This window comes from Parapedobacter sp., assembly GCF_035556095.1.
GTDB lineage: Bacteria > Bacteroidota > Bacteroidia > Sphingobacteriales > Sphingobacteriaceae > Parapedobacter.
In genome coordinates this window covers 582,796-596,798 of the sequence record NZ_DATMFT010000021.1, presented here as the reverse complement: position 1 = coordinate 596,798, position 14,003 = coordinate 582,796, and the positions used below count along the sequence as shown (strand labels likewise).

General features: G+C 48.8%; 10 protein-coding genes. 7 read left to right on the top strand and 3 right to left on the bottom strand.

The window, feature by feature from the left end:
* Positions 1-9 precede the first annotated feature (9 nt).
* Positions 10-615, bottom strand: a complete 606-nt coding sequence (locus VNQ80_RS13010; RefSeq protein ID WP_325639264.1) for a porin family protein — start codon at positions 613-615, stop codon at positions 10-12.
* 151 nt (positions 616-766) lie between these two features.
* Positions 767-1,273, bottom strand: a complete 507-nt coding sequence (locus VNQ80_RS13005; RefSeq protein WP_325639262.1) for a hypothetical protein — start codon at positions 1,271-1,273, stop codon at positions 767-769.
* Between the two features lie 208 nt (positions 1,274-1,481).
* On the opposite strand from VNQ80_RS13005, the gene secDF reads away from it, so the two are divergent.
* The 6 genes from secDF to VNQ80_RS12975 all read left to right on the top strand — a co-directional run bounded on the left by secDF (position 1,482) and on the right by VNQ80_RS12975 (position 9,191).
* Complete coding sequence (secDF, locus tag VNQ80_RS13000) at positions 1,482-4,490, top strand: protein translocase subunit SecDF (protein WP_325639260.1); 3,009 nt, start codon at positions 1,482-1,484, stop codon at positions 4,488-4,490.
* A 170-nt stretch (positions 4,491-4,660) separates the two neighbouring features.
* Complete coding sequence (locus tag VNQ80_RS12995) at positions 4,661-5,965, top strand: dicarboxylate/amino acid:cation symporter (RefSeq protein ID WP_325639258.1); 1,305 nt, start codon at positions 4,661-4,663, stop codon at positions 5,963-5,965.
* Between the two features lie 73 nt (positions 5,966-6,038).
* Positions 6,039-6,473 (top strand): MarR family transcriptional regulator, encoded by a 435-nt coding sequence (locus VNQ80_RS12990; RefSeq protein WP_325639256.1) that lies wholly within the window; start codon positions 6,039-6,041, stop codon positions 6,471-6,473.
* Positions 6,474-6,490: 17 nt separating this feature from the next.
* Positions 6,491-7,495 carry an NAD(P)/FAD-dependent oxidoreductase gene (locus VNQ80_RS12985; RefSeq protein ID WP_325639254.1) on the top strand — a complete coding sequence of 335 codons (1,005 nt, stop codon included), beginning with the start codon at positions 6,491-6,493 and terminating at the stop codon, positions 7,493-7,495.
* A gap of 12 nt (positions 7,496-7,507) precedes the next feature.
* Positions 7,508-7,834 carry a 2Fe-2S iron-sulfur cluster-binding protein gene (locus VNQ80_RS12980; protein WP_325639252.1) on the top strand — a complete coding sequence of 109 codons (327 nt, stop codon included), beginning with the start codon at positions 7,508-7,510 and terminating at the stop codon, positions 7,832-7,834.
* Positions 7,835-7,886: 52 nt separating this feature from the next.
* Complete coding sequence (locus tag VNQ80_RS12975; protein ID WP_325639250.1) at positions 7,887-9,191, top strand: NAD(P)/FAD-dependent oxidoreductase; 1,305 nt, start codon at positions 7,887-7,889, stop codon at positions 9,189-9,191.
* A gap of 96 nt (positions 9,192-9,287) precedes the next feature.
* On the opposite strand, the gene VNQ80_RS12970 is transcribed toward VNQ80_RS12975, so the two are convergent.
* Entirely contained in the window at positions 9,288-10,403 is a 1,116-nt protein-coding gene (locus VNQ80_RS12970) for a TlpA disulfide reductase family protein (RefSeq protein WP_325639248.1), read from the bottom strand.
* A 326-nt stretch (positions 10,404-10,729) separates the two neighbouring features.
* Here VNQ80_RS12970 and VNQ80_RS12965 point away from each other — a divergent pair, with 326 nt between their 5' ends.
* Positions 10,730-13,168 (top strand): ABC transporter permease, encoded by a 2,439-nt coding sequence (locus VNQ80_RS12965; protein WP_325639246.1) that lies wholly within the window; start codon positions 10,730-10,732, stop codon positions 13,166-13,168.
* Positions 13,169-14,003 lie beyond the last annotated feature (835 nt).

Here is a 14,003-nt window from a genome sequence, read left to right as displayed (position 1 = left end):
CCGATACGACTAGAATGAATAGCTCACCCCCAACTGGAATACCCGATTAAGCGATATCTCATCGGGGTCATCAAACATGCCGAGGAAATAATCATTGTTGAAAGCATCCAACATCCCGGTTTTGAAACGGCCTTCGAAGGTGAGCCCGATGGGCAACGTGTAACCGAGTCCAAGGGAAATCCCGAGGTCGACGCCGCCGTACTCATCGTCATCGAAATCGATACGCGGGAAATTCTTTCCGATTTTCATATCGAGCGATGGCCCGATCAGCCCATGAAAGCCGTCTACAAAATAAAACTTGTTGATGACCCCCAATGAAAGGTATTGGATGGTTACGTTCTCCTGTCCGGTTAGCTCGCCGGATGCTTCGTCCACAAAAGTAACGTTGCTCGCTCCCTGCCGCGTATAAATCAACTCCGGTTGCAGCGTATATCGCTGCCCGAGATTAAGACTAAGGATACCGCCCGCATAAAAATCAGCTTTGAAGTCTGCGTCGATGTTGCTCAAGGTCGTCACATTAACCCCTGCCCGGATACCGGGCGAGACCTTCTTTTGTGCGAACAACTGCGTGGTTGCAGCTATCGCTATCGCCAGTAGGAGTGTTTTTCTTTTCATTCGAAATTAATTATTGATTTATTGTCCGTCTTTAGCTGCGTCAATGAATGCTTCGCAGTTTGTTCTTAATGACCTCATGGAACCTGCATTCATCGCCGTTTGTGTCAGGCGCTGACATGGCAGATTTCATCATTTATAATGTGTTGTGTGTTTATTTCAATGTAAACTTGAAACCCAGGGTGAAGCGTGCAGGTTCGAAGTGGCTATTGTTGCTTAAATTCCACCACGGTTTCCAATCGAAATGGAAAGCCAAGGGTGCCGAGGGGATTTTAAATTCCAAACCGGCCGCCGGACGAAGGGCAAAAAAGGTTTCGTTGCCATCCCAGTCGTCATCACCAAACCACCAACCGCCACGGTCTATAAACGCTAATTGTGGGCCGACGCCGACGTACCAAGTCAATCCGTTTGCTCCACTGATGGCTTGGTTGTACGAATAATCTACGCCCAATACGGTAACATCATCGCCGAACAGCACCTGGGCATTGCCAGCGTTGGTGCCATCAAAAAAATGCTTAATCTGCGGACCAACGAGCGTCGGGCCATCGCCCAGATCGATTCCCAGACCCAAGGCCGTCCGGTAACGGGCCTGCGCGTCCGCCGTATGTACGCTTAACATCAAGGCTGCCATAGCCAGTAAAGGTAAGAATGCTTTTTTCATGGTGTTATCGATTTTTGTGTTTCGTTATACTATGTTGAATTTTTGGTAAACTCACTACTATTTTAGCAAATAGTCTGCCAAAATGGTCAGCTGGGGTGTTGATTAAACGCTAAAATACGGTACGCTTTAGACAAAAATTTTATACCTTTGCCGTCTTAACTGAATTTTGTTAAAAATAGAATAGATTAATACTAGCTTACGAAAGAAAATGCAAGGTACAGGGTTGATTAAATTTTTGGTAGTAGTGGTCACCATCGCGTGCCTCTATTCCCTATCATTCACATTCGTAACCCGCAAGGTGGAACGGGATGCCGCAGCGTATGCCCAGGGCGACATGGCGAAAGAGAAAGCATACCTCGACTCCATGGCCGGGGAGGTGGTATATAACTTGGGCGTGGCGAAATACACGTATCGCGAAGCCAAAGGACAGGAGATTGCCTTGGGTTTGGACTTGAAAGGGGGCATGAACGTAACGATGGAAGTATCGTTGCAAGAGTTGGTCCGCAACCTCGCCAATAACCCGAAGGATGAAAATTTCAACAAGGCCTTGGAAAATGCCAATATCCAAAGCCGAAGCAGCCAGAACAACTACGTAAGCTTATTTGTCGATGAGTTTCAGAAACTGAGCCCCAATGTATCGTTGGCCGGTTTTTTTGCCACGAAAGACAACGCAGCTTATGTAAATGCTAACAGCAGCAATGCGGAGGTAGCCAGTTTTCTGCAACGGGAAGCCGGCAATGCAATCGACAACTCGTTTAAAGTATTGCGTACACGGATTGATAAATTCGGCGTTGCATCGCCGAATATCCAGCTGCAACAAGGCACCAACCGGATACTTATCGAGCTGCCAGGTGTAAACGACGAAGACCGCGTGCGCAAGCTGTTACAAGGTTCGGCTAAGCTCGAATTCTGGGAAACCTACGACAACATGGAGATATACCCCATGTTGGAAAACGTAAACAGCGCCTTGGCTTCCACAGTGCGCGAGACCAAAAAAGAAACAGCCACCACAGCCGACAGTGCAGCTGCTGACAGCACCGACGCAGGCTTACTGGCCGCCCTTGGCGCCGGCCAAGATTCGACCGCTACCGACTCGTCAGAAAGTCAACTGGCACTACAGAATCCATTATTCAACGTCTTGAGACCAGCAACGGGCCTCGGGCCCAATAACCAACCGATGCTGGCACCCGGGCCTATCGTAGGTTATGCACAGTTGCGCGACACAGCCAAGGTAAACGATTTTCTCGCGGATCCTGCTGTACAGCAAATTATCCCTGCAAATGTAAAACTGCTGTGGAGTGTGAAACCAAGTCCACGTACTCCCGAGCAATTGGAATTGTATGCGGTCAAACCAACAGGTGTTGAGGCTGGTCCTGTATTGGCCGGCAACGTGATTACCGATGCCAAAGACGATTTCGACCCACAGTCGAACAGTCCGATGGTAACCATGTACATGAACAGTGAAGGCGCGCGTGAGTGGCGGCGGATTACCGCATCGGCTTCCGCCGATCCCAACAATAAGCGCGCTATCGCGATCGTATTGGACGGCGTTGTCTATTCGGCACCTACCGTTCAGGGTGAAATCCCCAATGGGGTATCGCAAATCACCGGTAACTTCACCATCGAAGACACCAAAGATTTGGCCAACGTACTGAAAGCCGGTCGGTTGCCGACGACGGCGAAAATCGTTGAAGAAGCCATTGTGGGCCCCACACTTGGTCAGGCCGCTATCGATGCTGGCATCAATTCAGCCATTATCGGACTCGCTATCGTGCTGATATTCATGATATTCTACTACAACCGCGGTGGTTGGGTAGCCAACATCGCCGTCATATTTAACGTGTTTTTCCTCATGGGGGTGATGGCGTCGCTGAATGCGGTATTGACCCTACCGGGTATTGCAGGTATCGTCTTAACGCTCGGTACTGCAGTGGATGCCAACGTATTGATTTATGAACGGATTCGAGAGGAACTAAGCATCGGCAAGTCAATCAGACAGGCGATCGCCGATGGTTATAAACATGCGATGCCGTCCATTCTCGACTCCCAGATTACCACATTCTTGGTCGGTGTCATCCTATTCTTTTTCGGAAGCGGCCCTATCCTTGGTTTTGCAACCACACTCATGATTGGCATCATTACCTCGCTATTCACTGCAATATTCATCACCCGCATCATCTTTGATTGGATGTTGAATAAAGGGTGGAATATCAAGGTTTCATATCCGTGGAGCGCCAATACGCTGCAAAATGCCAATTTTGCGTTTGTACAAAACCGGAAGAAGATTTATCTCGCCTCTGCCCTATTCATCGTAATTGGCTTTATCGTCATCTTTGTTAAAGGGTTTAGCCTAGGCGTCGACTTCCAAGGCGGACGTACGTATACCGTACGTTACGACCAAGCAATTGACCTGGAAGAAGTTCGCGAGAACCTCAACGAAACCTTCGGTCTTACCACGGAAGTGAAGATCTATGGTGCGGACAACCAAATCAGGGTAACCACCACTTACCATATCGACGATACTGACGATGCCGCTGACGCGGAAGTACTCGCTAAGTTGAACGAAGGTTTATCTAAAATAGACGGAAATTCGTACGAAATATTGAGCTCGCAGAAAGTAGGCCCCACCATCGCCAACGACATTAAGTCGCGGGCGGTTTACGCCGGTATTTTCTCGGTATTGGTAATTGCACTGTACATACTCATCCGTTTCCACAAATGGCAATACAGTCTGGCCGCGGCCATACCCACGATACACGACGCATTGGTAATCCTCATTCTTTTCTCGTTACTGGATGGCATCGTTCCGTTCTCATTGGATATCGACCAGCACTTCGTAGCCGCCATACTAACGGTCATCGCCTATTCTGTGAACGACACGGTCGTGGTATTTGACCGCCTACGGGAATACTTGGGTATGCCAAGGCGGAAAAACGAATACATCGGCGATACGGTCAACCTTGCCATCAACCGGACATTGAGTCGGACGATTGTAACGTCATTGACGGTTATTTTTGTCATGGCAATCTTGTTCATCTTTGGCGGCGAAGTAATCCGGGGCTTCTCTTTCGCAATCTTGGTGGGTATCGTTGTGGCCACCTACTCTTCCGTATGCTTAGCGGCACCGTTGATTGTGGATTTGCAGGGAAAAAAGCCGGTTGATGCGACTGCTCCCGACGCGGAAAGCAAGGCGAAGTTGAATCCCGTAAAAGCATAGGCGGATTTGCGCGTATTATATAGAATACAACAAGAGGTTGCTGACAAAACAGCAGCCTCTTTTTATTTAGCTGTTACCGATTATAATGTTAATTTTGCGATGTTCCGACCTGAAAACAGCATCCCTGTTTCGGAACAGTTGCACATTACCTAAAAAGTGAATAGAACCGGATGAAGTTACACACAAAGATTTTCATAGGGATGGTATTCGGCATCGCGGCCGGATTGATCATCAAAAACCTCGGATTGCAACCGGAAACGCTCGACACCATCGTGAAATGGGTGGAGCCGGTGGGAAAGATTTTCATGAACCTCATTTTCATGATGGTTATTCCTTTGATCCTATCAGCATTGATTCTAGGCATTGCCGAAATCGGCGATGTGAAAAAACTCGGCCGGATGGGCGGCAAGCTTTTAATGTACACGATTGTCGTAAGCTTCATCGCTGTGTTGATTGGTATCACGATGGTGAATGTTTTCGAGCCCGGCAAAACCATTTCGCCTGAAACGCGGGAATATCTCGTCAACGAATTCGGTGCCGAAGCGGCCAAAGCGAATGCCCAAGCAGCAGCCAACAGAGCCGACGAGCGCACTGCCGGCGATGTGATTGCACAAATTATTCCACGCAATCCATTTGAGGAAATGGCCAATGCGTTCAACTCGAGCCACACCGGTGGCGGCTTGCTTTCCGTCATGTTCTTTGCCCTGATTTTTGGTGTGGCGATGGCGGCTGTCGGCCCGGAGAAGACCGCAACGCTGAAAAGTTTCCTGGAGGGCGTCTACGAAGTCGTTATCAAAGTAATTGGCTACGCCATGGCGTTAGCTCCTTATGGTGTGGCAGCGTTGCTATTCAACATGGTATTGAATGTTGGCGCCGATTTCCTGATCTCATTGCTGTGGTATGTACTCGTTGTGCTGGGCGCACTCGCCATACACCAGTTTGTGGTATATCCGATCATACTGAAATATTTTGCCAAGCGCAATCCGGTACAATTCATGAAAGACATGGGCGAGGTGACACTCACCGCCTTTTCAACGAGCTCCAGCAACGCCACCTTACCTACCGCCATACGCGTGAGCATCGAAAAGCTCAATATCGCCAAGCCCATTGCCCATTTTGTGCTTACTATCGGTAGCACCGGCAATCAAAACGGAACGGCGCTCTTTGAGGGGATTACCGTACTGTTCCTTGCCCAGGTATTCAATGTCGACCTCAGTATCGGATCGCAGATTACCGTGGTGTTACTGTGTATTTTAGCCGGTGTGGGTACAGCGGGCGTGCCGGGCGGCTCATTACCCGTCATCGTAACCATCCTCATCTCCATCGGTGTACCCGGTGAGGCGATTGCCCTTATCTACGGTGTCGACCGTATTTTGGACATGTCGCGCACAACGCTCAATGTGAATGGTGACATCACCGCGGCAGCATACATCCAATACACCGAAGAAAAAGCAGGAAGGATTTCTGAGGAATAAATAACCTATTCCACATGTACGCTATTTGTAAATATCGACATTTATCTATATATTTGTCATACTAATTATTGTTATGCAAACAGAACACTACAATGCCTATTCATTCCTGTTGGAACGCACTGCACGTCGGGTCAAACAGTATGCTCAATACCAATTCAACTGCCGTGAATTCGGCATTACCGTGGACCAGTGGTCGATATTGAAGAACCTGAAGCAGCATGCCGATTTATCGCAGAAAGAACTGGCTGAGTATTGCGGAAAGGACCAACCCACGCTAACCCGTATCGTCGATTTACTAGTCCGCAAAAACTTGGTGGAACGTAGGGCCAACCCAACTGACAGGCGGAGTTTCGTAGTTCATCTCACCGCGGAAGGCGAACAGAAAATCAGTATGCTCGCCGGCGACGTCAGCGAGATACGCACGCAAGCTTGGAAAAACCTCAACGATGCAGATTTTGAACACTTGAAACGGATATTGAACACCATATACGATAATTTGGAGATTTAAGGATGAATAAAGATAACATGATAACAACAGATATATGCATCATCGGAGCAGGACCGGTTGGCCTGTTTGCCGTATTCGAAGCCGGTTTGCTCAAAATGCGCTGCCACCTCATCGATGCCCTCCCCCAAATAGGTGGACAGTTATCGGAGATTTATCCGCATAAACCCATCTACGATATACCCGGATTCCCGGCTATCAACGCACAGGAGCTTGTCGATAACCTCATGACGCAAATCAGCCCGTTTAATCCGTCATTCACATTAGGTGAACGGGTAGAAAGCCTGGAGCGCCAACCAGATGGCTCCTACCGTATCATCAGCAACGAAGGTACCGTTATACACGCCCCTGTGGTTGTCATCGCGGGCGGATTGGGCTCGTTCGAACCGCGCAAGCCCGAGATTCCAGGCCTTGCCGATTTTGAAGGTCGCGGGGTATCGTACATGGTAAAGAATCCCGAAACCTACCGTAACAAGCGGGTGATTATTGCGGGCGGCGGGGACTCGGCACTGGATTGGACGGTTTTTCTCAGTGACGTGGCGTCAGCGGTTACCTTGGTACACCGCAGCGATAGTTTCCGGGGTGCACCCGATTCGGCCGAAAAAGTGTTTTCCCTCGCCGAACGAGGAAAGATCAACCTGTTGTTGCAAAGCAACCTTAGCGGGGTACGAGGAAACGGCACTCTAAGCCATGTAGGCATCCTCGGTAAGGACAAAACAGAAACGTTGCTGGAAGCGGATGCGCTCATCCCCTTGTTCGGATTGAGCCCCAAATTGGGACCGATTGCCGACTGGGGGTTGACTATCGACAAATCGGCTATTGCCGTGGATACCACGGACTATTCCACGGGCGTGGAGCGTATCTATGCCATCGGCGATATCAATACCTATCCCGGAAAGCTCAAACTCATCCTCTGTGGCTTCCATGAGGCTGCACTGATGGCTCAAAGCGCGTTCCGGTACGTATACCCCGCCGAAAAACTCAGTTTCAAATACACCACCGTTAATGGCGTAAACGCATTCTAAACGAACAGCATCATGACAGATACCATCCATATCACGGTAGAAAATCAGCTTGGCGAAATACGCCAATTGGAGATACCGGAAGGTATTAACCTCAGCCTGATGGAAGTGCTTAAGGCATCCGACTACGATATCCTTGCCACCTGTGGGGGCATGGCGCTTTGCGCAACGTGCCACATCGAGGTACTGGAAGGAATGGAAGCCCTGGAGGCGCGCTCGGATGCGGAGCTCGATATGCTCGATACCCTACCCCGTGCTGGTGACCAAAGTAGATTAGCCTGCCAAATTCGCCTAAATGCCGCATTGGACGGGTTGAAAATACGTATTTTTGCAAACAATTGACTCCGTCATCCGTTCACCACGTAACGATGCCGGGTAAAAAGAATGCGATAAGATGACGACACAACACAACGACAATAAGTTCCCGAAAGTAGTAATTATCGGCGGCGGTTTCGGCGGGATAGAAATTGCCAAAGGACTGAAAAACAAAGAAGTTGAGGTGCTGCTTCTTGACCGAAACAACCACCATACCTTCCAGCCACTCCTATACCAAGTGGCTACCGGAACGCTTGATGCACCTTCTATTGCTTTCCCCCTACGCAAAATGTTCCGTAAGCAGGAAAATTTCACGTTCCGGATGGCTGATGTACGTCGTATCGACGTGGAAAACAAACAGCTGGACACGGATATCGGTCCGATTTCATACGATTACCTCATTATCGCCACCGGGGCAACCACCAACTTCTTCGGCAACAAAGACATCGAGTACTATGCTATGCCGATGAAAAATGTGAAGGAAGCCGTAAGTATCCGTAGTTTCATCCTTCAGAATATCGAGGCTTCTTTGCTTAAGGATGCCGAGAGCCGTAGCGCTTACCTCAATTTCGTGGTCGTGGGCGGTGGTCCCACCGGCGTGGAGCTTTCCGGTTCCATTGCAGAAATCCGCAACAACATCCTGGCGAAAGATTACCCCGAGCTCAAGAAAGAAGACATGAACGTCTATTTGGTAGAAGGGCAATCAAAAATATTGGCCAACCTATCTCCTCAAGCTTCAGAAAAAGCGGAACTGTACCTGAACGAACTCGGTGTAAAAATCCGGCTGAACACACAAGTAACTAGCTATGATGGTGACACGATAACGTTTGCGGATGGCGACCGCATACCGACCAAGACCGTGCTGTGGTCGGCCGGGGTGGCTGGCCAGTTCCCCGCGGGCATCGCTGAGGAAACCATTGTGCGCGGTAACCGTATACGAGTCGATGAACACTGCGGCGTGGTGGGCACCCGAGATGTCTTTGCCATTGGCGACGTAGCAGCGATGATCACTGACGAACTGCCGCGGGGACACCCCGGTGTAGCCCCCGTAGCCCAGCAGCAGGGCCGATTCTTGGCCAAACAACTTATCCGAATAATCAATAACCAACCTGCCGAACGATTTGTCTATTTCGACAAGGGATCGATGGCCACTATCGGTCGGAATAAAGCGGTAGTAGACATTGGCAAAATCCGCTTCCAAGGCTTTTTCGCGTGGTGGGTATGGATGTTCGTGCATTTGATGTCGTTAGTTGGCTTCAGGAACCGAGTCGTTACCTTCATCAACTGGACCATCAGCTATCTCACGTTTAACGCTGGGATACGCCTGATCATTCATCGTTATAAACGGCCGGAGCGCGTGCGGGAGGTGGAAGATTCGCTTTGACGCATGAGGGGGAAGCTAACACGGCTTACTTTGTCCATTCTGCTTGCTCGGAGGAAAGAATAAAAAAGAGTTGCAAATTAGCTTTCGTCCGACACACTAATCGAGTACCTCGGACAGCTTGCCTGTAAGTTCATCACCATACAGATCTTTAGCGATAATTTTGCCGCTTGGATCGACTAAAACGTTCTTTGGAATGGCTCTGACTGCATACAGTGATGCCACTTCATTTTCCCAACCTTTCAGATCGGAAACCTGTGTCCAGGTTAATTGATCATCCTCGATTGCTTTCAGCCATGCCTCCCGTCCTTTTTCGTTATCCAACGAAACACCGAGAACGGTGAAATTCTTGTCTTTATAGTTTTCGTGTGCGTTGACGACATTCGGATTTTCCACACGGCAGGGACCGCACCAACTGGCCCAGAAATCGATCAGTACGTACCTGCCTTTGAAATCCGCCAGTGAAACGGGATGTCCGTCGGGATCGTTCTGGGTAAACCCAGGGGCAGGTTGCCCCACTTCGGTTCGCTTCATGTTTTCAAGGCGTTGTGCATAGGATTTTCCCTGCCCACTGTTTTGTACTTGCTCCGATAATGTAGCAAATAGGGAGGCTACCGTGTCAACATCGGGATCAGCACCACTATAACGTTCCAACGCGATTACACTGATAATACTTTGTGGATTATTCTGCACAAAATCAAGAAAAATAGCGCTTTGCATCTCGTATATCGCTTCATAATCCTTTTCAAACATCTCACTATTACGATCTTCTTCGGATGCAGCCTCATAACGGACATTCAGCGTCCGCTCTTTCGCATTGATCGTTTCAAATGAAGCTTGAAGCCGCCCGAAATCCGCGTTGAGTTTAGAGCCTGTAATCGTAGCTTTATCCAGCGAATCAGTCGAGTTGATTTTTATTGTTCCTTTATGCAGGAAAATTAAACGGGAATCACGTGCGCTATTAAGCCCCTTGCCATCGTGGCTCAATGCCAACGAGCCACCGGTCGCATGTGCAGCTTTACCTTTGAAAATGAACCTGCCATTTTTCAATTCTGCGGAATCCAGTATGGACAGGTCATCATTTTGATATTCCAGATAAACCTTTGCAGGACTGCCAAGCGAACCGATCTTTCCTTTTATCTTAAATGCCTCTTGTTGCGCTACGGCAACCGATAATCCGAGAGACAATGCGATGGCAGTGAGGAATGTTTTCATAACTGGACTTTTTATGATATTCAAAGATATACAATTCTTGGATCCTTAGCATGATTACATCGCTGTTTCCTTTTTCTAATAGCCTATATGATGGAACTGACTTTAAAATCAAATAGCAAGTCCAAATTGGATAAGATTTTAGCTTTAGCTGCGGACAAAAAATCTCATATTATTGTCCGATATAGAACACCGGGTGTTCGATAACGAACACCCATTCGCTCAATACGAACCGTAATAAACTCACCAACAATCACTTGTCCATTTGGTCCGATTCGTGCACCATCTTTTTCGATTCGGCAGCGCAACTGCTAAACAGAAACAACGCTATGATAAAAAACTACTTCAAAACTACCCTCCGCTACTTGTGGCGCAACCGGCTGTTTACCGGTCTAAATATCTTCGGTCTGGCTATCGGCATCAGTGCCTGCTGGATCATTTATCGGATGGTGGATTACGAATTCAGTTTTGATAAGCAACAACCCAATGCTGAACGCGTCTTCCAAGTGGTGAGCCAAAACCGCGATCAACATGGAAGGGGCGGCGGCTTCTCCGCGATCGCAAAGGCGCTACCTCCAGCTCTCGCCGATGGGATGACCGGCGTGGAGCTGGTCGTGCCCATATATCAACAAAGCCGGGAAACGGCGCATGTGGCCACTGCTGAGGGTGGTAAGCCACGGGTAATCGAGTCTCCGAGTGGATTGGTGGCGACGCGACCCGACTATTTTAAAATGATACCATACCGATGGCTGGCTGGCAACCCGGCAATTGCTATTGACGCGCCCGGCAAAGTCGTGCTGACCAGCAGCCGCGCCGAGGACTATTTCCCCGGTGTGCCGCCGCAAGAGTTGGCCGGTAAAACCATTACCTACAACGATACGATATCGGTTACCGTTTCTGGCGTAGTAGCCGACCTTGATTATCCGAACAGCTTTGATGCGAAAGAATTTTTTGCCATTACTCCCTCGGAATGGATAAGTGACAATTGGAGCAGCAGAAGCTCCAACGAAGAGCTGTACATCAGGCTGCACGACGGGGTCAGCCAATCGCACGTATTGCAGCAGATCAATACGTTAAACGAACAGCATAATAGAGAAGGTTTTGAAAAGTACAACTACAAGATGTGGTATGAGTTCCTGCCGCTTGTCGATAAGCTTTTTGCCATACAATACGGCGGACGGATCCCTACAGCCGATAAGAATGTACTGTACGGATTAATGGGTGTCGCCGCCTTTCTGTTGACCCTGGCATGCATCAACTACATCAACCTCAGCACGGCACAGTTACCACAGCGAGCCAGGGAAATCGGCATCCGCAAGACATTGGGTAGCACACCCGCTCGGCTAATCAGCCATTTCCTCGGCGAAACGCTGGTCATTGTCCTGTTGGCCTTGGGCTTTTCCTTCATCCTGTCGTCCATCGGCCTCCGCGTATTCCGGGATTTCATCCCGCAGGGCATGTCTACCTTTGCTAATCATAGCGGGATGGTCGCTTTCGGGTTACTGCTAGCCTTCTCGATTACGCTCATTGCCGGCATTTACCCCGCATGGCTCATTACAAGGGTTCAGACCATAAATGTGCTCAAAGGCCAGGCGGAAAAGGTGCTGGGTAGAGTTCGCTTCAGCTTGCGGAAAGGGCTCATCGTTTTCCAGTTTGTCATCGCACAGGTATTTATCATCAGCGCAATCATTATCGGCCAACAGCTGCGCTACGCATTGAATAAAGATCTCGGGTTCAATCACGAGGCCGTATTGACCGTAGGAATACCGTTCAATATCCGCGATAAAGAACCCTACAAGGATAAACAATTTGTGCTCAAGCAGCAGCTGGAACGCCGTCCCGAAATTGCAGGGGTGGCACTAGGGGACCTCCCGATGAGCAACTCGATGATGGCCACGATACTTTTCCACGATAGTGACACCGGAAGGATGCAGGAACAGGTCATGTTGAAAAGTGTGGATACAGACTTTATCAACCTATATGATATTCCATTACTTGCAGGCCGCAATTTACAGACTTCCGATACTACCCGCGAATACATCATCAACGAAGTGGCGCTAAAAGCATTCGGATTCCCAACCCCCGAGGCCGCCATTGGCCAGCGGCTGACAAAAGGCGATGGTGATATAGGTTTGCCGATAACAGGTGTGGTGAAGGACTTCCACCAATTCAGCCTGAAAAGCGGTATAGACGCCGCCGCCTTGGTTATGTACAAAGACGGGCTGAACACACTGAACATCAAGTTGCCTCCCTCACAACCCGGAAAGTGGAAAGACGCGATAGCGCTGATCGAGGCGGATTGGAAGCGCGTCTATCCGGACATACCCTTCGAATACCGATTTTACGACGATACCATTTCCTCACTTTATAAGCAGGAATACAAAACCTCCACACTCATCACCGCAGCCACCGGCATCACGGTTTTCATCAGTTGCCTAGGGTTGTTCGGCCTGGCCACGCTTATGGCCTTCCAACGAACGAAAGAAATCGGCATCCGAAAGGTGCTAGGCGCCACTGTAACCGGTATCATGGGCCTGCTTTCCAAAGATTTTGTGAAATTGATATTGGTTGCTGTTGCAGTAGCCTCGCCGATTGCCTGGTGGGCCATGAACAGATGGCTGGAAGATTTTGCCTACCGCATCGATATCCAGTGGTGGATGTTCGCCGTGGCGGGCTTGGCCACCGTGGTGATTGCGTTGTTTACGGTAAGCTGGCAGGCTGTCCGGGCAGCGATAGCCAATCCGGTGGATAGTTTGCGCGATGAATAAAAAGAGTCTAAAAATATCATGATAAACCTGCACCCTTGTGCTTTTCCATCTCACAGGGTTTGGCCAAGTAATCAAGGGCACGGATCAGGGAAGCCCGTGAACTGAGCGTTCGTTTAAAAGAAGTACAGGATTCGTTTTGAGGTATGCAGGGAAACCATTCTTGAACGAACTCATGGAGCCTTATTGAGGAGGTTGTATGAATAATGGAATTTGATGCACTACCGCATTGCACCTATAATAGCATCAGGGATTTGGAGTCCGTGACTTAATTTAAATTTTTCGATAAATTGGGAAGCAAGTCTCGAAGCGTCAATTTCAATTACATCATAATATTTGATTCGCTTCTTTAGCCGGGCCAATTCGGGCTTATTGCTCATTCTTTGATAAAGTTCCATCACGGTTATCGCTGACAGTCAGTTAGCCTTTAAGTTGAGATGCTTATTGTTACCTATTTCCATAACTAACCAAGTTTCCGTATCCATGTAGCGTTAGCGCTATCCCGTTCGTTATACCCCGAGTAGAAACCATTATAATAGCATATGAAACCATCATGATCTTCAAAATCACACAGCGGAATGACTAAACGGCTTCAGCCATCTTGAATGCCGTTGAAGTCAAACACAAATGAAAAATCATGATAGCTTCATCACCATTAAAACCGCCGAAGGCAGCATGAATGCCTTTAGAAACAAAAAAGCGATGAATAAACAAATTTAGACAGATGAAAAGTAAAGCGCATCAATTGCGCCCGGACGGTGTAGCCACATCGGTAACACAACTTGGCCGAAAGACTGTCCATATCAACATCCCATAACCGCACCATTACTGCTGTCGT

Bases quoted from the DNA above. Each gene is read 5' to 3' on its own strand.
- VNQ80_RS13010 (WP_325639264.1), bottom strand. From the start codon at position 615: ATGAAAAGAAAAACACTCCTACTGGCGATAGCGATAGCTGCAACCACG.
- VNQ80_RS13005 (WP_325639262.1), bottom strand. From the start codon at position 1,273: ATGAAAAAAGCATTCTTACCTTTACTGGCTATGGCAGCCTTGATGTTA.
- secDF (WP_325639260.1), top strand. From the start codon at position 1,482: ATGCAAGGTACAGGGTTGATTAAATTTTTGGTAGTAGTGGTCACCATC.
- VNQ80_RS12995 (WP_325639258.1), top strand. From the start codon at position 4,661: ATGAAGTTACACACAAAGATTTTCATAGGGATGGTATTCGGCATCGCG.
- VNQ80_RS12990 (WP_325639256.1), top strand. From the start codon at position 6,039: ATGCAAACAGAACACTACAATGCCTATTCATTCCTGTTGGAACGCACT.
- VNQ80_RS12985 (WP_325639254.1), top strand. From the start codon at position 6,491: ATGATAACAACAGATATATGCATCATCGGAGCAGGACCGGTTGGCCTG.
- VNQ80_RS12980 (WP_325639252.1), top strand. From the start codon at position 7,508: ATGACAGATACCATCCATATCACGGTAGAAAATCAGCTTGGCGAAATA.
- VNQ80_RS12975 (WP_325639250.1), top strand. From the start codon at position 7,887: ATGACGACACAACACAACGACAATAAGTTCCCGAAAGTAGTAATTATC.
- VNQ80_RS12970 (WP_325639248.1), bottom strand. From the start codon at position 10,403: ATGAAAACATTCCTCACTGCCATCGCATTGTCTCTCGGATTATCGGTT.
- VNQ80_RS12965 (WP_325639246.1), top strand. From the start codon at position 10,730: ATGATAAAAAACTACTTCAAAACTACCCTCCGCTACTTGTGGCGCAAC.